This is a genomic window from Streptomyces sp. NPDC059037 (genome assembly GCF_042740015.1).
Lineage (GTDB): Bacteria > Actinomycetota > Actinomycetes > Streptomycetales > Streptomycetaceae > Streptomyces.
The window spans coordinates 1-22,037 of sequence record NZ_JBHYIG010000161.1; the positions used below are offsets into that span (position 1 = coordinate 1).

Annotated in this window: 10 protein-coding genes and 2 pseudogenes; 5 read left to right on the plus strand and 7 right to left on the minus strand. The window is 70.1% G+C overall.

Annotated elements, in window-relative coordinates; translation table 11 throughout:
• The 6 genes from ACFWY6_RS28230 to ACFWY6_RS28255 all read right to left on the minus strand — a co-directional run.
• Positions 1 to 1,089 (minus strand): hypothetical protein (locus ACFWY6_RS28230; RefSeq protein WP_384695926.1); only part of this gene is annotated, 1,089 nt, incomplete at its 3' end.
• Between the two features lie 56 nt (positions 1,090 to 1,145).
• Positions 1,146 to 2,084, minus strand: coding sequence for a phosphotransferase (locus ACFWY6_RS28235; RefSeq protein WP_384695929.1), 939 nt, complete (start codon positions 2,082 to 2,084; stop codon positions 1,146 to 1,148).
• Positions 2,081 to 3,469 carry a condensation domain-containing protein gene (locus tag ACFWY6_RS28240; RefSeq protein ID WP_384695932.1) on the minus strand — a complete coding sequence of 463 codons (1,389 nt, stop codon included), beginning with the start codon at positions 3,467 to 3,469 and terminating at the stop codon, positions 2,081 to 2,083. Before ACFWY6_RS28240 ends, ACFWY6_RS28235 begins: the two co-directional genes overlap by 4 nt.
• Positions 3,466 to 8,976 carry an amino acid adenylation domain-containing protein gene (locus ACFWY6_RS28245; RefSeq protein ID WP_384695935.1) on the minus strand — a complete coding sequence of 1,837 codons (5,511 nt, stop codon included), beginning with the start codon at positions 8,974 to 8,976 and terminating at the stop codon, positions 3,466 to 3,468. Before ACFWY6_RS28245 ends, ACFWY6_RS28240 begins: the two co-directional genes overlap by 4 nt.
• Entirely contained in the window at positions 8,973 to 12,008 is a 3,036-nt protein-coding gene (locus tag ACFWY6_RS28250) for an amino acid adenylation domain-containing protein (RefSeq protein ID WP_384695937.1), read from the minus strand. The genes ACFWY6_RS28245 and ACFWY6_RS28250 overlap by 4 nt, the downstream gene beginning before the upstream one ends.
• Positions 12,001 to 16,761: an FkbM family methyltransferase gene (locus ACFWY6_RS28255; RefSeq protein WP_384695940.1), complete on the minus strand. Its 4,761-nt coding sequence runs from the start codon at positions 16,759 to 16,761 to the stop codon at positions 12,001 to 12,003. The genes ACFWY6_RS28250 and ACFWY6_RS28255 overlap by 8 nt, the downstream gene beginning before the upstream one ends.
• A 279-nt stretch (positions 16,762 to 17,040) precedes the next feature.
• Between ACFWY6_RS28255 and ACFWY6_RS28260 the strand changes: the two genes are divergently transcribed.
• Positions 17,041 to 18,381: a transcriptional regulator gene (locus ACFWY6_RS28260; protein ID WP_384695943.1), complete on the plus strand. Its 1,341-nt coding sequence runs from the start codon at positions 17,041 to 17,043 to the stop codon at positions 18,379 to 18,381.
• A gap of 108 nt (positions 18,382 to 18,489) precedes the next feature.
• On the opposite strand, the pseudogene ACFWY6_RS28265 reads toward ACFWY6_RS28260, so the two are convergent.
• Positions 18,490 to 18,960: pseudogene (locus ACFWY6_RS28265) on the minus strand (aminoglycoside phosphotransferase family protein); the annotation flags it as partial.
• Between the two features lie 423 nt (positions 18,961 to 19,383).
• On the opposite strand from ACFWY6_RS28265, the gene ACFWY6_RS28270 reads away from it, so the two are divergent.
• The 4 genes and pseudogenes from ACFWY6_RS28270 to ACFWY6_RS28285 all read left to right on the plus strand — a co-directional run bounded on the left by ACFWY6_RS28270 (position 19,384) and on the right by ACFWY6_RS28285 (position 21,930).
• On the plus strand, positions 19,384 to 19,740 hold the full coding sequence (locus tag ACFWY6_RS28270) for a hypothetical protein (RefSeq protein ID WP_384695946.1): 357 nt from the start codon (positions 19,384 to 19,386) through the stop codon (positions 19,738 to 19,740).
• A gap of 364 nt (positions 19,741 to 20,104) precedes the next feature.
• Positions 20,105 to 21,472 carry an integrase gene (locus ACFWY6_RS28275; RefSeq protein WP_384695948.1) on the plus strand — a complete coding sequence of 456 codons (1,368 nt, stop codon included), beginning with the start codon at positions 20,105 to 20,107 and terminating at the stop codon, positions 21,470 to 21,472.
• A 2-nt stretch (positions 21,473 to 21,474) separates the two neighbouring features.
• Positions 21,475 to 21,606, plus strand: a pseudogene (locus ACFWY6_RS28280) (undecaprenyl-diphosphatase); the annotation flags it as partial.
• A gap of 144 nt (positions 21,607 to 21,750) precedes the next feature.
• On the plus strand, positions 21,751 to 21,930 hold the full coding sequence (locus ACFWY6_RS28285) for a hypothetical protein (RefSeq protein ID WP_266869203.1): 180 nt from the start codon (positions 21,751 to 21,753) through the stop codon (positions 21,928 to 21,930).
• The last annotated feature ends 107 nt before the right edge of the window (positions 21,931 to 22,037 follow it).

The following is a 22,037-nucleotide window of genomic DNA, read 5'->3' on the forward strand; positions in this document are numbered from 1 at the left end:
GAGGGTTTTTAAATTGCCCCCCAGCGACAGGGGTGCTCCGGCGTCCATCCCGATCATGATCTGGCGTACGCCGAAGCCGGTGAGCAGTGCGGTGCGCCGCGGGTCGGCGATGCCGTCGGCGCGCCCGTAGCCGACCAGCACGGGCCGGTCGGTGTCCGGGAGGGCTGTCCACCAGGCGGGCTGGGTGGCGTTCATGGCGGTGAGGAGCTTGGCGAACGTAAGGGGCAGTTCGTCGGCGGTCAGGTAGAGGTAGTCGTAGCCTGCCGTGACAGCGGCTTCCACGACGTTCCAGGCCTGGGCGGCGTCCAACTGGTTGCGCCACAGCGTCGTCCCAGGGTGGATGGAGCAGAAGCTGCACGCGTCGTCGCCAGCGAACTTCACGCAGCCCCTGCCGATCTCGACGGGAACCCCGGCACGCACCTTGCGGCCCAGCAGCTCGTGCAGGCGCGGCGCGATGCGCTGCTGGAAGTGCCCGGTGTAGAGGGGGGTCTGATGGAAGGCGCGGTCCACGAGGGAGTAGTCGAATCCGGTGAACACGGGCTCGGCGCCGGGCGGGGTGAGGTGCGCGCCGCCGCCGGTGCGGTGGACGAGGCCGGGGAAGGCGCCGGGGTCGATGTCCGCGCCGGTGCGCAGGGCGACGATCAGGCGGGTGAAGGGGCCGATGATCTCGTTGCCGACGAAGCCGTAGTCCAGGCAGGGCGCGGCGGCCATGCACTCGCGCCACAGGGAGGAGAAGTGGTCGTTGCCCGCGACGGTGGTGATGTGCGGGTCGGTGTCCTTGGTGTGGCGGGCGATGAGGACGCCGGCCTCGAAGTTCGCGGTGAGCATGCCCAGGCAGACCGCCAGGATGCGTTCGGCGTGTTCGGTGATGTAGGTCAGGACGTCGTCGAGGTCGATGACCGTGCCGTCGATGTAGAGCGGGGTGAGCTGAGGGTTGTTCTCCAGGGCGGAGGCGAGGGACAGGGCGCCCAGGCACAGGAAGTCCGACCAGTCGCTGTGCTCCTCGGGCCGGGTCACGGTCAGCAGGTGTCCGTCGATGACGGTGTTGGAGTTGGGCGGGACGATGACGAGGACCTGATCGCGGGGCATGGCGGGTCACTTTCTGCTCGGGCGAGGACAGCGGTGCGGCGCATTCGGCGGCGGGGTCAACGCCCGGCGACCTCCGGCCAGCGCTGCTCCAGGTCCCGCGCGCTGCGGGCGAGGACGGTGTGCGAGCGGGAGGAGTCGGCGGGCAGATGGCCTTCCTGGCGCCACTGGTAGCGGCGCAGGGCGACGAGGACGGCCGCGTGCAGCGCGGCGTCCCGGACCAGAGCCGGGTCGAGGACGATGCCGCTTCCGGTGCGGTAGCCGCGCATCAGGCGACGTGCACGCCGTACGGAGAACCCGGTGGAGGAGCAGCACAGGCCGATCAGCGCCATGCCGACATCGACGACCGGAAGGTCCGCGGAGCAGTCCTCCCAGTCGATGAGGACGACTCCACCGCTGTCCGTGACGATGACGTTGTCCGGGAACACATCGGCGTGCACCGCCACGAGCGACTCGCTCCCGCTCTGCGCGGTCACGTGGGCGACGGCTCGGTGGGTGGCGCGGGCCCACCGTGCGAAGGGGGTGTCGGGCAGGTTGGCGAGGAGCGCCGCCTCGGAGCTGGTCAGCCGAAGGTGGGGCGCCAGCGTCGCGTCCGGCGCCGGTACGGTGCGATGGGTGCGGCCCAGGACGGTGCCGACGTCCTCGACGAGCTGCGGCGAAAGCACCGCGTGGTGGCGGCCGGGGATGTAGCCGCACACGATCACGGGATGCCCGTCATGGCTGGTGACCCAGCCGCCGTCACGGTGCCGGCGCAGGCGTGGGGCCGGGATGTCGGCCTGCTCCAGCCGGTTCAGGAAGCGGGCGTACTCCTCGGCGGCCTCCGGGGCCTTCTTGCGGAGCTGGGTGATCACGACCAGGCCGTGAGGGGACTCGGCCAGCGCGTGGGTGTTCTCCATGCCGCCGGGTAGCGGTCGCAACTCCGACGGGGTCAGCCCGTACGCGTCGAGGACCGCGGTGAGGCCGGGGGCCGTGGTCTGTGCGCGGTGGCCCGGGGTCATGTCCTCACCCCTGGGTGACGGAAGGCGCTGGTGATGGCGGCAACGGTGGGGTGCCCGGCGGTGACGGCGGCGATGGCCTGGTCGAGGTGGCCCAGCGCCATGCGGATCTGCGGCGGCGCGAACGTGCCGGCCTGGTAGGTGAGCGTGCCGCTCAGGGCCCCGGCCCGCTCCTCGATGACCCAGCGCTGTTCGATGGTGGTGGGCGCCGTCCGCGGGCCGGTCTCCTCCATGTCGATGTCCTGGCAGTCCGCTCCGTCCACGGTCAGCGTGTGGGCGCGCATGGTGTTGAGGGCGAGGGTGACCTGATACAGCGGGTCTGGGCCCTGGTGCAGGTCCCGCTTGAGGTCCTGGATGGGCAGGGCCTGGTGCTCAAGAGCCTGGCGTACGGCCTCGTTCGCGGCCTCGGTCAGCTCGGCGGCGGTTAGCTCGGGGTGCAGTCGGAGCCGGATCACCGCGGTGTTGACGAAGTAGCCGATTAGGTGCTCGGTGTCCGGCCGGGCCCGGTTGGAGATCATCATGCCGATGCGGATGTCGGTGGCCGCGCTCTGGTGGTGAAGGAGCAGGGCGAGCGCGGCAAGGAACGGGCCGGCGAGCGGACCGCGCACGCCGCCACGTGCGCTGGCGCGAAGACCACGGACAGCAGGGGCGGGAATGTGGACGCGCTGGACGTTGACCGGGCGTCGCCCGGTGTCGTGCTTGACCGGCTCGCGGGTGAAGGCCATGGCCGGGCCAAGATGTTGGAGGCGCTCTCGCCAGAAGGCGAGTTGGCGGCGCAGTTGCGGGCTGCGGCGTTCGGTGCGCATGTCGCGGCTCACGGCGGCGAAGGTACGCGGCAGTGGCGGCAGGTCGGCGGGGCGGCCGGTGCGGGCGGCGTTGTAGAGCTCGGCGAGGTCGTGGTAGAGGATGCCGATCGACCATCCGTCGCTGACGAAGTGGTGGATCTGCAGGAGCAGGACGTGCCGGTGCTCGCCGAGGCGGATCAGGTGGGTACGGAAGAGAGGATCGCTGCGCGGGTCGACGTGGAGCGGCTGGCTCTGGGCGAGCAGCGTCTCCCGGCTCGGATGGGTGCCGTGGGACAGGCGGCTGTGGTGCACCTGGCCGGGCAGGGAGCTGGCGACGAGCTGGATCGGGGTGGTGTCGGCCAGGCGGTGCAGGCGGGTACGCAGGGCGGGTTGCCGGATGATCAGCGCGGATACGGCCCGCTGCAGGGCTTGGGTGTCCAGCGGGCCGTCGATGAGGACGGCGCCGGTGTCGATCGGCCGCAACCGGGTCGGCTCGCCGAGCTCGGGCCAGACCCCGCCGGGGCGCGCGAACTCATCGGCGATCAGCCGCTCTTGCCCCGGGGAAAGCGGCGCCGTGTCCACGATCAGCGACCGGGCCGTCATGCGCTTTCCTCCGTCCCGCTGGTCCCGTTGGTCTCGTTGGCTGGGATACCGCCGAGCAGGGTGTGCAGCAGGACGAGGCGCTCGCCCTCGGGCAGCAGCCAGCGCACCGGGGCGAAGTCGACACCGTGCACCGGGCACAGCCCGAGATCGGCCTCGGCGGCCCGCTCGCACAGCAGCTGCCCCATGTATCCGGCGTTCAGGAGGGCGAGCGGCTCGGCGTCCGGCCCGTACAAGGGCGCGGAGTCGGTGGGGTCGGTGACGAGGAACAGGGTGAAGGCGGCGCTCATGGCCGCACGCCGGTTGACCGGGCCCAGGTGCACGGCCGCCGGATCGAGGTCGATGCCGGTGGCGTGCTCGATGAGGTCATGAGCGTCGGGGTGGTAGCGGTAGACGCCGCCGTCCAGACCGGCCACACGTCCGGGGTTCGCGTAGAGGTGGAGTTGGACGCTGTAGAGCCCGCCGGCCGAGGGGTACAGGAAGCCGCTGCGCCCGGGGGCCAGGTCGCGGCGCAGGCTCTCCAGCAGGTGTCCCAGTGCGTCGGCCGTCACCGGCTGGTCGCTGAAGCGACGCGGGGTGAAGCGCCGGGCACGGGAGGCGGTCGCGCCAGGCGGTGCGGCGGGCAGTATCCGGTGGGCTGGAGCGGGCGGGTAGGCGGGCCGGGCGGAGCGGAAGGTCTCCCGTTCTCCGGGGTCGGTGAGCGTCGGGGCCGTCCACGGCGAGGTGTCCGTCACCGCCGTGGGGAGATGGTCCGTGCGGTCGCCGGCGGTGTGCTGGAGCAGGGTGCGCAGGGTGGGGGCCTGGTAGAACTCGGTGAGGTTCGGTCGCAGACCGGTGTGCTGCTCGACGAGGTTGGCCATGCGGATGACGTCGATGCTGGTCAGTCCGGCCTCCAGGAGGTCGTCGTCGAGGCCTGCCGGGGCGGGCAGCAGCACGCACAACGCGTCCTGCAGGGGCCCGGTGTGCTCCGCTCCCCCGCGATTGAGGGCGGGCGCGGTCGGGTCGGGCTGGGGGACGGCGCGCGCGAGTTCCGCGCGGTCGATCTTGCCGGTCGCGGTGCGCGGCAGGTCCGTCCGCTGGGTGAGGGTGGCCGGGAGCATGTGGGCGGGCAGGCGCTCGGTGAGCTCGGCCCGCAGCTCGGGCAGCAGGCGTGTGGAGACGACGACGGCGTGAAGGCGCCGGTCACTCCGCTCGCCGGTGACGATCACGGCGGCCTGTTCGACGCCGTCCAGAGCTCCCAGGGCGGTCTCGACTTCACGGAGTTCGACGCGGTAGCCGCAGATTTTGACCTGGTCGTCGCGGCGGCCGAGGAACTCGATCGTGCCGCCTGGTAGAAGGCGTCCCCAGTCCCCTGTGCGATACCAGGTCTGACCGGTGCGGCCGTCGAAGACGAACGCGGTCTCGCTCAGCTCGGGTTCGCCCCAGTAGCCGAGGGCGGTGCCGTGGCCGGTGATGTGGATCTGACCGGGGGCCCACACCGGGCAGGGCAGCAGATTCTCGTCGAGGACCTGGACGCGCTGGCCGGTCATGGAAGTGCCGTAGGGGATGCTGGCCCATCCGTCCTCGATGTCGCCGATCTCGTGGAGGATCGACCAGATGGAGCCCTCCGTGGCTCCGCCCAGGGAGATGATCTGGCACTCCCCCGCGCGGTCCCGCAGCCGGCCGGGGAGCGCAAGCGGGATCCAGTCGCCGCTGAGCAGCCACAACCGAACTGATTTCAGGCTGTCTTCGGCGGTGGCGGGCAGGGCCTCGAGCAGCAGCCCCGCCAGGGTGGGCACCGAGTTCCACACGGTGACGCCGCAGGTGCGGATCAGGCGGACCCAGACGGCCGGATCGGTTCGCTCCTCTCGCGTGGGCAGAACGAGGGTGGCTCCGGCGGCGAGTGCACCGAACAGGTCGTACACGGCCAGGTCGAAGGCGAACGAGCTCGCGCCGAGCAGCACGTCGCAGGCGCCGACGTCGTAGCGGCGGTTGATGTCGAGCACGGTGTTCAGGGCTCCGCGGTGGGAGATCATCACGCCCTTGGGCCAGCCGGTCGAACCGGACGTGAAGATGACGTACGCGAGGTCGGTGTCCTTACGGGGCCGATGGCCGGGCTGCTCCCCGGACGGAGCCGGGTGGCCGTCGTCGATGACGATGACCCGCGTGGGCAGCGGGGCGAGTCGGTCGGCCGCCGTGCGGTGCGTCAGCACCAGCTGTGCGCCGGTGTGGGTCAGAAGGTCGTCGATGCGCTGGGCGGGCCAGGAGGCGTCCATGGGGACGTAGGCGTACCCCGCAAGCAGCACACCGAGGGCCGCGATGGCCTGTTCCGCCCCAGGGTCGCAGGCCAGAGCGATCAAGTCACCGTCGGGCGGCGCGGCGCTGATCCGGGCGGCCACCTCGCCGGCGCGGTCGTGGACGTCGCCGTAGGTCAGCGTCCGGCCGCCGCACCGCAGCGCGACCCGTTCGGGGTGGTCTCGGACACGGTCCAGGAAGGGCTGGTGCAGCAGCTGCCCGCCGCCGAGCGGCCCGGGGAGCTCCACGGGGGCGGCCGGCAGGACGAGGTGCGGACGCTCACAGGCCGCCGGGTCCTCAATCAGGGTGCGCAGCACGACGGCGTGTTCGTCCATCAGGGCCTGGACGAAGCCCTCGGGCAGTGCTCGGGCGAGGGTGTCGAGGTTGATCACCAACTGGCCGGCGGCCTCGTAGGTCTGGTAGTCGAGCAGGACCTGCGGGGTCTGTCCGATGCCGTGGACGATCCGGCCGGGGAACGGGCCAGGGTCCTCGCCGGACACCTCCATGTCGAGGGTGCTGGTGAACACGACGGGCGCACCGGCTATCCCCTGGGGGGTGCCGCGAAGGTCGCGCAGCACGTCGACGCCGCTGTAGGTGCTGTGGTCCAAGTCCGCCCACAGCTGGTGCTGCAGCGTGCGCAGCCGCTCGGCGAACGTCGTCCCCGTCAGGTCCACGCTCGTCAAAACGGTGGAGGTGAAGTCGCCGACGACCTGGTTGATCTGCGGGTTGATCGGCGGCCGGTTGTAGACGGTGACGTTGATCAGGAAGGAGCGGGTGTTGGTGAAGCGGCCGAGGCTGTCGCTGAACGCGGCGAGCAGGAGCGCGGACAGCGTCGTCCCGTGGGCGGCGGCCACGGCCCGCAGCGTCCTGAGCTCTTCGGGCGCCCACAGGGACTGCAGGCGGTGGAAGCGGGGATGGTCGTCGCCGCGGTGGGCCGGAAGGACCGGCAGGGGTGCCGGTGCGGGCAGCTCGGGCAGGCGGGCGCGCCAGTAGGCGCGGTCGCGGCCGTAGCGGTCGCTGGACGTCACGGTGTGCTGGTGGGCGACGTAGTCCGCGAACGTCATGGTGAGCGGCGGCAGTTTGGTGTCCGGGTCCCGGTAAAGGGCGGTGGCTTCGCGGTAGAGGATCTGCCAGCTCAGGGCGTCGCCGATGAGGAGGTCGAAGGACAGGAACAGCCGGGTCACGCCGTCGGGCAAAAGGGCGGCTTCGATCGTGAAGAGCGGCCAGGCGGCGGTGTCGCGGCGCGGGTGGGACAGCCGGGTGCGGGCGGCTTCGAGGTGATTCCCGCAGTCGGCGCTCTGTCGCAGATCCAGGGTGCGGATCTCGTACGGAGCCACGGTGGGCAGGATCTGCTGCCGACCGTCCTTCGTGATCACGGCGCGAAGCATGGGATGCCGGTCGATCAGGGCGCGCCACACGCGGGCGAGCCGGTCGACATTGAGGTGAGGCATCTCCACCTCGGCGTACAGGTGGGAATCGACGCAGCCGAGGTCGAAGTCGTCGCGGCGGCCAGCCCAGTAGGCCTGCTGGATACCGGTCAGCGCGAAGGGCTCGTTGCTCTCGCCCATGCTCGCGGGAAGCGGGGGCAGCGCGCCGGGCGGCTCGGCGCCGGTGGCGCCCAGGACGAGCTTGCGCAGAAGCTGGGCCAGGGCCCGCGGGGTGGGCGCCTGGAGGACGGCGCCGAGGGGGAGGTCGACGGCGAACGCGGCCCGCAGCCGGGTGACCAGGCGCAGCGCCAGCAGGGAGTGCCCGCCGGCGGCGAGGAAGTCGGTGTCGGGTTCCGCGGGGTGGCCCAGCAGTGCGGTGAAGTGGGCGACGACGACGGTGAGGGCCGGATCCTGGCCGTACTCGGCCGCGCTGCCAGTGCTCGTCGGCTGCGGCGGGGCGTCGGGGAACGGCGCGAGGGCGGCGGTGTAGGTGGCGAGGTCGCCGACCTCATGCTGGGTGCTGGGCTTCAGCCGGGCGAGCAGGGCGCACATCACGTCCAGGGCCGCTCCCGCCTGCTCGTCGCTGATCTGGGAGCGGTCGTTGACCAGGCGCAGTCGCAGTCCGGTCGTCATCTCCACGACCAGGGTCAGGGCGTGGCGGGTGCGGCCGCCGTATGCCTGGATTCCCGCAGCATCCAGAACGAGGAGCCCGCCGTCCTCCTCCGCGTCAGCCTGGTGTGCAGGCGTGTGAGGGTAGTTGGCGATGGCGATGACGCTGTCGTACAGGCTCTGTCCTTCGGGAATTCCGCCCCAGGTGTGCAGGTCGGCGGAGGAGCAGCCGCTGTACTGGTCGGCGCGGGTCAGTTCGTCGTGGACGCGGCTGATCCACGCGCCGACGTTCTCGTGCAGGGCGGGCGGGCAGCGCAGGGGCACGGTCGAGGCCAGCGGGCCCGCGAGGGTCGCGGCGTCCGGGTAGGGGTGGGATCGCCCGGAGACGGTGACGCCGATCGCGGTGTCCGCCCGGTCGCGCTGGCGGGCGGCGATCAGGCTCCAGCAGGCCACCAGAGCCGCGGAGGCGGTGGTGCCGTGTACCTGGGTGAAGGCGGTGAGGTCCGCGACCAGCGTGTCGGGCAGGTCACGGGTGTGCGAGGCGAACCTGTCGGCGTTCTGGGCCGGGGGTGTGCGCGGCAGCGGGGCGCAGCCCGGGTATCCGTCGAGGTGCTTGGTCCAGTGCGCCTGTTGCTGCTCGCGGGGCTGTCCGGCCAGCCAGTCGGCGTACGGGCCGAACGGCGGCTGCGGGGCGGGGCGGGAGCGGGCGTTGTAGCGGTGCAGGAGTTCGGTGGCGAGAAGCAGGTGGGCGCGGCCGTCGAGGATCGCGTGGTGGTGGCTCCACACGAGCTGGTGGCGTCGGGCGTCGAGGTGTTGGACGGCCAGGCGCAGCAGCGGTGGGCGGTGCAGTTCGAAGGGGGTGTTCCGCTGGCGGTGGAGGAGCAAGTCGAGGTCAGCGCGCTGCTCGGCGTCGGTCTTGCCGCTGCTGTCGCACTGCTCGATGGGTAACTCGGCGCTGGCGCAGACGACTTGCCGCGGGTCGCTGGAGAGGTCCCAGAGCAGGGCGGTGCGCAGGATCTCGTGGTCCGTGACCATCTGTGTGGCCACGGCCTGCAGTCGGGCGAGGTCGAGCGGGCCGGTCAGCGGGAGGACGGTCTGCTCGACGAAGACCGCGGTGTCGGGGCTGGTGAGGGTACCCAGCAGGAAGCCCTGTTGCGCGGGCGTCGTGGGGTAGAGCGCGGTGAAGGCGGTGTTACTCATGGTCCCTCATCTCCGAAGGCAGCGGTGATCTCGGCCAGTTCGTGGGCGGTGGCAGTGCCGGTGCCCGGTGGCGGGAGCGCTGCGGCGTGGCGGGCGAAGGCCGCGGCAAGGCGGGTCACGGTGGCGTCGGGCATCCAGCTCGGGCAGGCCCGCCAGCGGATCTGGAGCGCGCCGGGCTGGGTAAAGCAGACGACTTCCAGCCCGAAGAGCGGCCCCGACGCTCCGATGGGCGGCAGCTCCAGCGCCCCTTCCGGAAGTTCACCGAGGTAGTTCAGGGCGAGGGGTGCCAACGCCCCATGCGTCGCCGGGGAGGTCGGGGAGGTGTTCTCGAGCTGGGTGTGCACTGCGCCGACAAGGGCGGCCGGGTCGGCCAGCAGGGCACGTGGAGCGTGCACGGGGTGTAGGGAGGTGAGCCAGCCGACCGTGGCGGCGAGGTCGTGCCCGGCGCGGTCACGCCCGTGGAGTTCCACGCATAGTGCGGCGGGCAGGTCCGGCCGGACCTCGGCGACGGCTGCGAGCAGTGCACTGGCCAGGAGTGCGAGCGGGCGGCGTGAGGACTCCTTCCGTGCCGTGATCAGCGTGTCGCGGACGTCCGGGCCCAGGCGGGAGGCCGTGGTGCGCGGGCTGTCGGTGAGCCACGGCCCGGTGGGCAGGTCGGGCACGTGCTGGGCCGACTTCAGCCAGTGGACGTATCCGTCGTCGGCCGCCGCCGGGTGCGAGGCGGGGTGGTCGTAGGCGTGCCACAGATCGTGGGTGAGGATCTGCAGAGAGACGAGGTCGGCGACCAGGTGGTGGACGATCCAGGCGATCCGGGGCGCGCCCCCACCGCCGATCAGAACGAGGTCGACGAGCGGACCCGTCAGGCTGAGGTGCCCCTCGCGCTCGGCCAGGCCGCGGTCCACGGCCTTGTCGTGGTCCCCGGCCTGATGCCCGCTCAGGTCCAGGAGGTGGATGCCGCGCGTGGTGAACGGGGCGAGCCGGGACGACCAGCCTCCGCTGTCGGCGAAGGAGAAGGTGGAGCGCAGCGCCGGATGCCGGCGCATGACCGTTTCGTACGCCTGCTGCAGCCGGATCGGATCGACGTTCTGGTGCGGCGCCGCGGCCAGGTACCGCAGGGTCCAGGTCCCGGGTATCGGCCGGCTGGTGAGGACGGCGGTCTGCAGGGCACTGAGCGGAACGGGCCCGTCGGTAACCGTGGCCTGGTCGGCGGCCTGGGTAGCGGTGAGGACCTCCGCAATCCGGCCGAGGGTGCGGTGGTGCAGTACGTCGTGAACGGTCAGGCGCAGGCCGGCTCGCTGTACGGCGCTGGCGTAGAGGACGGCTTTGAGGGAGTCGCCGCCGCTGGAGAAGAAGTTGGCTTCCTTGCTGTGCGGCGGCTCGCCCAGGATGTCGGTCCACAGCCGGGCGAGGGTGCCCAGGACCGGTTCGTCGTGGTCGGGCAGGCCTCCGCGGTCGGCGGGGGCCGGGTCCGGATTGGGGGGTTGGGCCAGGGTGTGGCGGTCGACCTTGCCGCTCGGCTGCAGGGGCAGGGCGTCCAGAACGTGCAGGTGGTCGGGGCGGGCGTAGAAGGGCAGTTGCCGTTCGCACAGGGTCCGGGCTACCTCGATGACGCTGTCCTTCTGTGCCGTGGTCGCGGGGACGAGGAAGGCGCTCAGGACCGGGGTCCCGGTCGTGTTGGGGCGGGTGGCAACGACGGCGGCGTCGGTGATGGACGGGGCACCGGTCAGGACGGCTTCGATCTCGGCAGGTTCCACGCGGTAGCCGTGGATCTTCAGCTGGTCGTCGATCCGGCCGAGCATCTCCAGGTGGCCGTCGGGCCGGATCCGGGCGAGGTCACCGGTGCGGTAGGCGTGCTCGCCCCGCGTGTCGGTGGAGAAGCGGGCGGCGCTCTCCTGGGGCCGGTCCTGGTACCCGGCGGCCACCTGGGGCCCGTTCACGACGAGTTCCCCCGTGCCGCCGGGCGGGATGGATTCGTTGGTGTCCGGGGTGCGCAGTTCCACGGTGGTGTTCCACACCGGCCGGCCGATGGGCACCGGGTCCGGCACGGGTGTGCCGCAGCGGAAGGTGTAGGCGGTGCAGCCGACGGTGGCCTCGGTCGGCCCGTACTCGTTGGTCACCGTGAGGCCGGGCACGTCCAACCCCGACAGGGCATGGTTGGTCAGCTGCTCTCCGCCGACCACCAGGTGCCGTACCGCTCGGCCCAGTTGCTCGCCGGTGAGGAGCTTGGTCAGCAGCTTCAGGCCGCCGGGGGTCACCTTCAGCGGACTCAGATCCCGCGCTTCGCTGAGCGTCCGGGCCACGTCTACCGGGTCGTCGGACGGCACCAGGTGGACGCGCTGCCCGGTCGTGAGCGGCAGCAGCAGGCTGGTGACGGTCAGGTCGGCGGCGATCGAGGAGTGGACCAGGGTCCCGGTGCCGCCCGCGGTGTCGTAGTGGTGGGAGGCCCAGGTCAAGTACTGCATCAGCGCGCCGTGGGTGATCGGGACGCCCTTGGGCCGGCCGGTCGTTCCGGAGGTGTAGATGAGGTAGGCGGTGCCGGAGAGCCGGGTGCGCGACGAGAGCCGCGCCGTCGAAGTGGTCACCGTGGGCGGCTCGTCGGCGCGGAGCTCGGCCAGCCCGGCCGGGGTCGGCAGACCGGTGGTGTCCGCGTCGGTGATCAGCAGCCGGGGTGCGGCATCGGCGAGGAAGTCGTCGATGCGGGCGGGCGGCCAGGTGGGATCGAGAGGTACGTAGTGGGCGCCGCAGCGCCATGCGGCCAGCAGCGCGGTCAGCAGCGGGATGCGGCGGCTCGTGCACACGGCGATTGGGTCGCCTGGCGCGACACCCCGTTCGTGCAGGACCTCGGACAGTGCGGCGCTGGTGTCCTGAAGATTCCGGTAGCTGACCTGGGTGCGGTCATCCGCGGCCGCCGGGGCGGTCGGGGTGCGGTCGGCCTGGGCGTCGAAGGCCTCCAGGAGCGTGCGGACGGGCGCGGGGCGAGTGGCCCCGGACATGCGGCTCGGGAGTGTCCCGGGGGCGTGGAGGTCAGACATCTCGGGTGGTCTCCTGTCCGTTCGGCGCGGGCAGACGCCGGGCCGGCTGAGGCGGAGCGGGGTGAGGCGGACGCAGGGCGGCGCGCAGGTGGTCCAGGGGCAGGCCGGGCCGGGAGCTGACGGCGTGAAGGACGAGCGGGTAGGCCTCGGCGAACCAGTCGGCACGGTCGGGCCCGCGGGTCTGGGCGTCGATGCGCAGAAGGGCACTCGCACCCTCGGGGTGCTCTTGGAGGTCGAGCATCAGCGGGTAGGGCTGCGGCCACTGTGCGGGTTCGACGGGGGCGACCTGGCAGTTGTGCAGGGTGAGGGGGTGGGACGGAGGCGGCTGCAGCGTGAAGAGGTTGTCGAACAGGCCGCCCGAGGCCGGGTGGGCTTGGGTGAGCAGCCCGTACGGCACCTCGGAATGGCGCAGTGCGCGCGTGCTGGCGCCGATCGCCGCCGTGAGGTGGGCGCCGAGGTGGGAGGACCAGTCGATGCCGGTGCGGATGGGCACCAGGTTCGTGAAGAAGCCGACCGTGCCCGTGTAGGCCGGGTCCTGCCGGTTGGCCACCGGGCTGCCGCTGATCAGCGTCGTGGCGTCACTCGCCGCAGCCAGGAGTAGCTGGTAGGCGGCCAGGTAGAGATGGAACGGCGTGGTCGCGCGGCTTTGGGCGGCGGCGCGTACGCGTTGGGTCAGCGGCAGGTCCAGGGCGAACCGCACATGATGCGGCGCCGGGACCGTCTCGTGCGGGAACGCGAGTACTGGTCCCACCGGCGTGGTTGGGAGCGGTCCGAGGGTGTGGTGGATCTTCTCGACGGCCGCGCGGAAGTCGCCCCGCTCGATGCGGTCGGCCAGGGACCTTTGGTAGTCCGCGAACGGCGTCGGCGTCGCGGTCTCCAATGCGTCGGGGGCTGCGTAGGTGGCACTGAGGTCCCGGTGCAGAACGTCCATGGACCAGCCGTCGCAGGCGCTGTGATGCGCTGCCATCAGGAGGACGTGGTCATCGGGCGCCAGACGGAGCACGGCAGCCCGCAGCAGCGGCCCCGCCTGAAGGTCGAACCGCGCCGCGAAGAACGCGCGCGCGGCCTTCTCGGCCGCCGCGTCGCACCCGGCTGCCGAGTGGGCCGTGAGGTCCCCGAACTCCAGGTTGAAAGTGCTGGGCGGCATCAGGTAGCAGCGGAGGCGTCCGTCGTTGCCGTCCAGCGCGGTGCGCAGCGCCGGATGCCGTGCCACGACGGTCTGAAACGCATGGCGAAGACGGCCGGTGTCTAGGGGCCCGGTGATGTGGTGGGCAGTGGGGATGATCTGGCTGTTGCCGTGCACCTGGATGTGCTCGGCGGCCCAGATCCGCGCCTGTCCCAGGGACGGGACCGCCTGCTCACCCGCGTCAGCGGGGGCCGCGGGGGCCGGCTCAACGGGGCGCGACAGGCGGGCGCAGCCCCGAACGGTGGGCTGCTGCAGCAGGTCCCCGATGGCGAGGTGCACGCCGGCCCCGTGCAGTCGGACGCAGATCACCGCCGCGGTGAGTGAGTCGCAGCCCAGGGCAAACAGGTCGTCCAAGGCACCGATGGGCCGGATGCCGAGGGTCTCCTCCCACACAACGGTGATCTGGCGCTCGGCGGCGGTCTCTGGAGCGACGAACACGGTCGAGAGGGCGTTCTGTTCTCCTGGCTGGGTGACGGCGGCCGCGCGGTGCGCGGCGTCGAGGGAGACAGGCCAGCGAACGTGCCTGCGGTCAGTGGCGTGAGCACGGCTCGGTGGGAGGCGGGGTGGGTGCGGTCGCGGGGCCTCGATCTCCCGCCAGTCCGCGCGCACCACACGCGCCGGGTCGAGTAGGGCTCCGGTAGGAGGTGATGTCGCGGCGAAGTGCGTGTGGGCGGTGCGGACGAAGGCGTGGGCCGGCTGGTTGCGAGGGCCCGATGCGGCGCGCAACTCGACCGCGCTCAGTCCTGTGGTGGCCGCCTGCTCCCCCAGGGCCTGGAGCAGTCGCCACTCCACGTTGCGGCCCAGGGCCCGGCAGCTGAGGAAGAAGTCGCGGACCCGCAGGATCCCGGCATCGGCATCGGCATCGGCATCGGCATCGGCGAAGGCGAACCCGACCAGCCCGTAGTCACCGAACCGGTCGTGTACCCGGACGGTGAGGGCGGTACCCGGCCCAGTGAGGAGCTGGCGTACCGTGGCCGGGGTGTGGCGGCGCAGGAGGAGATTGAACTGAGTGGTACGCGCGGCCAGTTGGGAGATCCGGTCGACATCGGCTATGGCCGCTGGTGCGATCTCTACCGTCAGGTCCAGCTCGCGCAGGTAGGCGGCGAGATCGGGAGTCCGGTCGGCGGCGGCGCGGCGCGCGGCTTCCTGGGTGATCAGCCGGGCACGGGCGCGGTCCTCTTCGGTGGTGGTGCCGTCGAGGGCCAGCTGCCAGGTGGCGCGCAGAGCTTTCGGGATGTCGGTGGGATCCGCCGGGATGTCCACGACGGTCATCGCCGGATGCTGCAGGGCGACCTCGGTCCGCTCTGCGGGGCTGTCGTCGATGAACACCAGGCTCTCGGTGGCGAAGCCCAGGTACTCGGCGATCGCGGTCACCGCCTCCGATTTGCGGCCCCAGGTGGCTTGAACGGCCACGAAGTCGTCCAGGCGCAGCGGCATGTCGGGGTGTGCGGCGAATACCGCGTGCAGGTCGTCGAGGTTGTTGCGTGAGCACAAGGCGAGGGCGCGGCCGGCTCGGTGCTGCTGGCGTAAGAACTCCTGCACCTCGCAGTAGGGGCCGCTGGTGTCGACGTGTTCGGGGCCAACCTCGCCACAGACCCCGCCCCACAGTGTGTTGTCCGCGTCCACGACCAGCGCTTTGGTCACCGGCCGGTCTGGTGCCGTTATGCGGCGCAGCAAGGTCTCTGCCCAGGCCAGAGTTGCACCGCCAGCGGGGGGATCGACCCACGCCAGGCCGTGTGCGGCTGCTTCGTCGCGGGCTTGTGCCATGTCGCCGTCGGCGGTGCCGGGCGCAGCGGTGACCACGACGGGGAGCGTGGAGGATGCGGCCCAGTGGGCGGCGGTCGCGATCTGCCGTGTGACCCATGGCTTATCTGTCCGGGATTGGTTGGGGCGCCGGGCGTAGAGCATGCGGATCTCGGATCCGGCGAACAGGGCGTCCTGCTCCACGGTGGTGTGGAATCCGTTCGCGCGCAGCAGCGCGACCATGCGTTCCAGGCGGCCGGCAATGTCGTGTACCTCGACGACGACCTGGTCGATGAGCGGCCAGTGTTCCGGGTCGATGCCGAGCAGCACGTCCTCCTCGGCGCGCTCGACGTCCACCTTCAGCAGGTTGATCCGGTCGATGTCCTGTTCCCGGACCCACTCGGACAGGCACCGTACCGGGACGGTCAGCGTGTGCGGCTGTGCGGTGCGCTGGTGGATCGCTGGGGCGAGGGCCTCGGCGACCTGGTCCTTCAGTGCGGCGGCGATCGCCGTGCGCCCATCGGTCTGCTGACGGGCGTAGACGCGTACGACCTCCTCGTCGGCCGCGGGGTCGGCGTACAACCCGGACTGGAGGGAGGACTGGGGGTAGTACGTGAAGTCCCCCTGGCCGCTGTGGCGCCCGAGCGCCGCTCGTTCCACGCGCGCGCTCAGCCGGTGGGCACGGATGTTCGCCTCAAGGACGTCGGCCACGGCAGGGACGGGCTCGAAGGCGTGGATCTGGAGCTGGGATGCCTGCGAGGCGGCAAACAGCGTGAAGATGCCGATGTTCGCGCCGACATCGAGGATTACGTCGCCGTCGTGGATCTGGATGCCGGCACGCAGGTACTGGGCCCGGACGATGATCTCGTCGATCAGCTCGCGCGTCTCGTTCGCGTTGAGCTCTGCGATCGGTGTCCCGTCCGGGAGCCGGCCTGCCAGTTCGACGCTGCTGATCCCGGCCGACCGGTTCTCCGGCCCGGCTGGCAGATCCAGGCCGGGGGCGATCACGGCCACATTCGCGCCCCAGCGCGGGGGCTCCAGGATGCCCGGCGAAGACTCGGCGACGTGCGCTTCTTCGGGTTCGATACGGCGCGCCCTCAACGGCAGGCCGATCGTCGTTCCCCACGCGCTCAGCGAGGCGGCGAGGTCAGCAAAGCCCGTAGAAGTGATCACACTGATGTCGAAGCTGGCGGCCCTGACTGCACGCGCGAGATGTGTCAGGGACACTGCGGGGTCATGACAGACGGCGGTCAGGACCGTCGTCGCCTGCTGAAGGAGCGCCTCCAACCGCCCCTCGTCCGAGTGTGCGCGAGGGGCGGACAGGTCCCACTCCACGCCCTCGTCCGTCATGGCCGCCGCACAGCGCAAGGGCAGGTCTTCCGGCAGCTGGCGTCCTTGCGTGCCCCCGCCGTCGCCGAAGCTGAAACCGGGAAAGGCCCCGGTATCGATCAGCTCGCGCAGTTCACCCAGCTGCCCCGAAGGCCGTTGGGGTTGCCAAGTCGACCAGAAACGCGTGTGATCCAGCAGTTCACGCGCCGGTTCGATGCGCAAGGACCACAGCAACGGCTGTGTCTGGCCCGTGACCGGCAGAGCGACGACGGGGGCCTCCGCACCGCTGTTCAGCGCGAGTACGAACGCGTAGACCGTGCGCTGCAGCAGCTCCGCGTCCCGGTTTCCAAACGCCGCGGTCCAGGACGACCCGGCGCACACGACCCTCCGGGCCATGGCGTACGCAGCCTCGTAGCCCGGAGTGGAGTCCGGCACCAGCGCGCCTGTCGATCCCGGCGTCCCGCGCTGTGCAGCATCGAGCGGTGGCGTGGGCACTGTTCCCCCCTATGGCCAGACCATCGTGGTGAGGCAGCGCACTTGCGAACGAGGTGGTGGTGGACCTGCGTTGAGTTCGGTTGAGCAACTATGCAGTCAGGCAAAGAGCTTGACCTCCCCATAGCAAAAGCCTCGCCGCTCCGTGCAGGAAGGGCGCAGGCGTCATCTCCGGTGGCCTTCCCGTCATCCCGGTGTCATCCAGCTCCGCGAGCTCCTCCCGCGCGGCCGTACCTCCGGCGACACTGGTGAATACGGCAAGCCCGGCTGCGGAGGCGAGCGTTGAGAGACATTGCGGTCCTGCTCGATTACCTGATTCAGCACCACGGAGGAACCGCTGCGTCGTTCCTGCGGCGCATTGCCGCGCGGCACAAGAACCTTGGCTACGGAGGACTGGGTTCCCACCGGCAGAAGCTGGACCGGTGGAAGAAGGGCACGGAGCCAGACCGACACACGCAACTGGCTCTCGCCGACCTCCTCAACGTGTCCGCGAACAATGTCATCAGGCTCGGGTGGCCCCTCTGGCTCGAACGTGCGGTCCCCGACGTGCTCCTGTCCGCACACCACGCGACGACATCCCTGCACGACGCCCCAGAAAGGGCCGGTGACCCCGTGCAACGACGGCGCTTCCTCATCCTGTCCGCAGCCAGCGGCGCTTCTGCCGCCCTCAAGATGCCCACGCCCGCCGAAGCGGAGAGCGCCACGACAGGCCGACGCGTAGGAGCGAGCCTCGCTTCGCTGCATGAACAGCGCCTCGACGCACTGCGTCACCTCGACGACCGCATCGGCTCCGGCCACGTCTACTCCGGAGCCGTCGACGAGTACAACATGATCAGCGACACCCTGCGCTCGGCGTCCTACACCGAGTCCGTCGAGCATAGGCTTGTCGCCGTCGCCGCCGACGCGCAGCGCGCCGCAGGGTGGACCGCCTATGACAGCGGTGACCCGGATACAGCGGAGGAGCACTTCGCTACTGCCGCTGAGCTGGCCCTCGAAGCGGGTGATCCCGAGGTCATGGCAAACACCTGCGCTTTCTGGGCGATCAAGTGCTACTCGACCAACGAACCAGGAGCCGCGGCGTCCCTGGTGGAGACCGCCCACACCTACGGGTACGCCACAGGATCAGCGCGGATGACCGCCATGCTGCACGCCCGTGCCTGCCGCGCCTATGCCCGCGCCGCCGACCCCCGCGCCTCCGACCGCGCGGCCAATGCCGCACTGAGCGCCTACGAGAGGGCAGTGCCTCTCCACGAGGATCTGTCCTCGCTGTACTGGGTCAACCAGGGAGAAATCCACCAGCTGCTGGGGAGTTCAGCATTGAACCTTGGCCGACCCGCACTGGCCCTGCACCACTTCGAACAGGCGGCCGTGTCCAGTCGAAGCGAGACCTACGACGGAGACTCGTTCCCACGCGGCGCGGCAATCTACGAGGCGCGCGCCGCCGAGGCCTACCTGGCACTGAATGACCTCGACGAGGCGATCCTCACAGCGCGCCAGGCAATCGATCACATGGGCGGTGTGAGCTCTGCACGCGGCAACAACACGCTCGCCGACCTGCGGGCAAAGTTTCGGGAGCACGGGCAGGTGCCTGTCATCAGGGAGTTCCTAGAGATGACCCGATAGCGAACCGTCTCACCACCAGGGCGCTGCCTGCAGCGCACGGTAGAACGCTCATGGACCACGCACCACATCTAACACTCAGCCTTCATTGGACAGAGCTCCCTGCTCCGCGAGGACCACCGACCGGGACTTGGTCAGCGTGCCGCAGTCGTACGCCCGGTCGCCCACCCAGCCCTTCGGGTCGACAGCCAACCAGGGTTCTCGGGTGCCCGCCAGGATGTTCCGCGCGTTCAGGTCGCCGTGGATGAGGGTGTCCGGCTGGTGGAGCGCGAGCTCGCGAACCGTCGCCGTCGCGGCCTGCACCGTCCGGGACGACAGAGCGTCGGGGAAGTCCCGGGCGTCCTGACGCAGTTGCTCCTCCCACTCGGCGGCCTGGTCTTGAAGCCGGGGCAGTCCGGCGGGCGCGGGGACGGCGAGGCGGCTGCTGACGCTCCCCGCGATCGCCGCCACCTCTTCGCCCTGCGCGGCCTGAGCCAGCGTCGTGGGGTGCGCCCGCTCCAGGAGCATGGCGTACCGGTCATCGTCCCGCTCGTGCAGCAGGACCGCTCCGCGCCCGCCCCAGGCTGAGAGCGCGTCCGGTTCGAACCCGGCGCGCCGTGCCGACCAGCATGCGCCCGAGGCTCACATGCATGGCGGGCTACAGACATTCAGGAGCTAAGGGATTCAACAAGAGGGTAATAGCGATCGACTGAGCAAGTGACTAGCGACTCGCCTCGAAGCGCGGAAGTTCTGATTGACGAGTCAAGACGCCAGTCGTTAGGCTTTCAGAGTGAGCCTTAATAGGCGAACCGGAGCACCACTCATGAGGACTTGACACACACCAGGAACCGACTCGACATCATCGCTGCAGCACAGCGTCGGCAGTGCCGCAGCTTCAAGGTGCACTCCGCGCTGACATGCAAGGACCAGCCGTCTACGAGTTCGTACAAGTTCCTGCGCTCGCTTCATGCCCGGGCGCCTCCCAGCTGCCGCAGCACCCCAACAGCCCCAGAAGGAAGAGGCGCCATGACTAGCCCCGAAACGAAGCGCACCGGTGCCGACCGCGAGGCCATGATCGATGCGGCCATGCGGGTCCTTGAGCAGGGCGAGGTGACGCTCGCCCCAGGGGAAGCGGCCCGCGTCATCGGCTGCGGCGAGAGGTGGCTACGAGATGGGGCCAACCAGCGCGGCTTCCCTCACCACCGCTTCGGCAAATTTCTGCGGTTCAGCCTCCAGGACTGCCGCGAAATCCGGGAGATTCACCGTGAGATGACCCGGCCGTCGGCACTGGCCAAGGCCCGCCGCCGCAAGGCCACTCCACGTAAGTCCACTGGCAGCGGCCCGGCTACGCCGGCCACCATCCGGTTCAAGCCCGCCGCGTGAGGTGATCCCTAAGGGTATGCCGCGACCGGCAGCCTCACCCCGACTCGCTTCTCCCAGACGAAGGAGCGCATAGGTCGGCTCGCTCCGCCGGACCCGCCCTGACGTGAGAACTCCCGGACCAGGGCGGGTTTTCCCATGCCCGGCAGCCTGCACATCACCCCAACGCGGCTTCCGTGATCCACCAAGTGATGGTGTGTCCGTTGCGGACGGTCCGAGTCATGGGGGTATCCCGGCCGTTCCACGCCAGGATCCGGGCCGCGTCCAAGGGGTGCATGCCTGATCCCCGCAGTCCCACACGCCGCGACACATCTGCCTCATTCAACTGCCGAACTCTGCCCCTACCGCCCAGAAAGAGAGACACCTGGTGCCCTACACCGAGTGGCGCGGCAACTTCTGCCGCGTCCGCTGGAAGACCGGCCGCATCAAGCCGAACGGGAAGCCCGAGTACGACAGCCAGGGTGGCTTCACCGACGAGGAGGTCGCCTACGAGTACGGACTGGACCGGGAATCCGACGTTCGCAACGCGCGCTACATAAGCCGCCGCGACGGAAGCATCCCCATGTCCACCTACTGCCCCAAGTGGCTCAAGACGCAGGACGTCGGGCACCTGCGATGGCGAACGATCGACGGCATCCTGCGCAACCACATCGTGCCCTTCTGGGGCGAGACCTCCGTGGGCGACATCAAGGCCTCCGACTACCGCGCATGGAGTCTTCATCTGGACGCCCAGCCCGGTGTCGGTGATGCGTACGCCAGAGAGATTCGGCTCGTGTTCAGCATGATCATGGACGATGCGGTCGATGACGGCCTACGGGCCGGATCACCGGTGAAGAAGAAGTCCCGACGCGGCAAGTACACGAAGAAGGCCCGGGAGAAGAAGCAGGATATGCAGATAAAGGAGGTGCACCAACTTGCCCTCAATGCACTTACCTTCTGGGGCTTCGCCGGTTATGTCTTTTTCCTGACGATGCCGTTCACGGTCACGCGGCCTGCCGAGCTCTACGCTCTGCGCCGCGAGTTCTGCCACCCGAACTGGCCGGCCTCAGACCCCGACCTTGAACGGCGGAAAGAAGCCCTGGAGCGCTACGGGCCAACGGCACTGCCCGCGCTGCGTGTCCAGTGGCAGTTCCAACGCGAGTTCGGCAAGGGACCGGTGAAGCTCTTCCCGCCAAAGTACGAATCCCATCGAAATCTCTCCCTCCCCGGATTCCTCGCGGAGCTGCACACGGCACTTCTCGCCACCCATGATCACGAGTACCTGTTCCCGGCCATTGGCGGCGGGCTGCTGGCCAACGCAAACTTCAGCTACTACTACTGGCAGCCGGTCTCGCGCGGTCGACCGGCCTCCGAGGAGTTCGAGAGGGTTCGCCTGGGCCAGCCCCAGCTGGTCACCTCCCGCCGCCCCCTTCCGGAGGTCCCTGCGACCACATACGCCGGGAAGCGGCTGTACCTGCTTCGTCACGGCGGCAAGGAGTGGTTGGACGAAGATCGGCACAGTCGCATCGCCGTGGAGACCCGCATGGGCCACGAGGTCGCCGGCCTGGAGGGTCTCTACTCGCACGTTACCCTGACCATGGAGCAGGAGATTGCCGATTCGCTGCAAACCAGGTGGCTGCGCTTCGTGGCCAGCGAGGGAGAGCACTGGAAGGTGCCATCTCCCACTGCTCTCCCATTCGATCTTGAAGAGTGGTGGAAACAGCAGGTCAAAGCTGCTCAGGATCTCGACGCTTGAACTGGTTCATGAAGTTCATCACGACGAAGTCCTTCATGCCGTTCGTCTACTACCGCATCCTGCTCGGCATCCTCCTGTTCATCCTCGTCGGCGCCGGCACGCTCAGCCCGCACGCGGGGGAATCGGCCGGGTGAGGCAGGGCCTTGTGATCCATTGAGGGATCCGTCACAGCCTCCCCGCGCCACAAGACCCAACACCAGCCCCTCGACGCTCACTTGGAGGATCTGCCCAGTAGCGGACAGTTCCGATTGTCGTAGCTATCCCCTAGGCTTGACCACATGCCCTTAAGCCCTCAGCCCTCTGGTTCCGTGCGCTCTGCCGCGGAGCTGAACGAGCGGATCCGCGGCCTGTGGCTGCGCGCCGACGGCCGCCTGTCGCCCGAACAGCGGCGGGAGTACGAGCAGTTGGTGACCGAGTGGGCGACAGCGGTGCGCGAAGAGGTCGTGAAAGCGGCGTAGCCGCCACGCCGGGCGCGAGGCGTGGCGGCGCGACGAGAACGAGCGGATAGAACGGGAGTGGGGAGGGCGCTGCAATAGTCGTCGCTAGCGACCCGGCCTCGCTCACG

Coding starts and splice junctions, on each gene's coding strand:
- ACFWY6_RS28245 (WP_384695935.1), bottom strand. CDS start 8,976: ATGAGTAACACCGCCTTCACCGCGCTCTACCCCACGACGCCCGCGCAA.
- ACFWY6_RS28235 (WP_384695929.1), bottom strand. CDS start 2,084: ATGACCCCGGGCCACCGCGCACAGACCACGGCCCCCGGCCTCACCGCG.
- ACFWY6_RS28250 (WP_384695937.1), bottom strand. CDS start 12,008: ATGTCTGACCTCCACGCCCCCGGGACACTCCCGAGCCGCATGTCCGGG.
- ACFWY6_RS28270 (WP_384695946.1), top strand. CDS start 19,384: ATGACTAGCCCCGAAACGAAGCGCACCGGTGCCGACCGCGAGGCCATG.
- ACFWY6_RS28285 (WP_266869203.1), top strand. CDS start 21,751: ATGCCCTTAAGCCCTCAGCCCTCTGGTTCCGTGCGCTCTGCCGCGGAG.
- ACFWY6_RS28240 (WP_384695932.1), bottom strand. CDS start 3,469: ATGACGGCCCGGTCGCTGATCGTGGACACGGCGCCGCTTTCCCCGGGG.